Genomic DNA, 941 nt, shown 5'->3' on the forward strand with positions numbered 1-941 from the left:
ACAGCCAACCAGTGCCGTTGGGCGCGGTCGGTGAGCTGTATATCGGTGGTGCAGGCGTGGCACGCGGCTACCTGAATCGGCCAGAGTTGACTGCCGAGCGCTTTGTGCCAGATCCGTTCTCGGCGGCGCCCGATGCGCGCATGTATAAGACCGGTGATTTAGCGCGTTACCTGCCCAATGGCAACCTTGAGTACCTAGGGCGCAACGATCAGCAAGTCAAGATCCGCGGTTTTCGTATTGAGCCGAGTGAGATTGAAGCGCGCCTTACTGAGCATCCACAAGTGCGCGACGCGGTGGTACTTGCACGCGGCGAGGGTAATGAAAAGCGTCTGATCGCGTATGTGGTCGCCAAGCCTAATGAGAACCTCGTGAGCGCGCTGCGCGCGCATGTGGCCGCTTGCTTGCCCGAGTACATGGTGCCGACCGCCTTCGTTCGGCTTGATGCGTTCCCATTGACACCGAATGGCAAGCTCGATCGGCGTGCACTACCCATGCCGAATGAGGATGCATTTGCTCACCAAGCGTATGAAGCGCCGCAAGGCAAGGTTGAAACCGCACTGGCGGTCATCTGGGCCGAGCTACTTGGCGTTGAGCGTGTTAGCCGCCATGACAGCTTCTTCGCACTTGGCGGTCATTCGTTGCTTGCGGTGCAATTAATTGAGCGCCTCAGGCGGCGGGGGCTCGGGCTGTCCGTGCGGGCGTTGTTTGACACGCCCACGTTGAGTGCGCTAGCCCAATCGGTTGGACAGCAACGTGATGTGATGGTACCGCCGAACGTGATCACGCCCGACACCATTGCGCTGACACCCGAGATGTTGCCACTGATCAAGCTCACGCAAAGCGACATTGATCGGATTGTTGAGCAGGTGCCGAAGGGTGTGGCGAACATCCAGGACATTTATGCCTTGTCCCCATTGCAGGACGGCATCTTGTTTCATCAC

General features: G+C 58.8%; 1 protein-coding gene. It reads left to right on the top strand.

Annotation, left to right across the window (positions count from 1 at the left end; translation table 11 throughout):
* A partial coding sequence (locus KPG66_RS14600; protein ID WP_237071273.1) for a phosphopantetheine-binding protein occupies positions 1-941 on the top strand: 941 nt, incomplete at both ends.

This window comes from Mycetohabitans sp. B2, assembly GCF_021733735.1.
GTDB lineage: Bacteria > Pseudomonadota > Gammaproteobacteria > Burkholderiales > Burkholderiaceae > Mycetohabitans > Mycetohabitans rhizoxinica.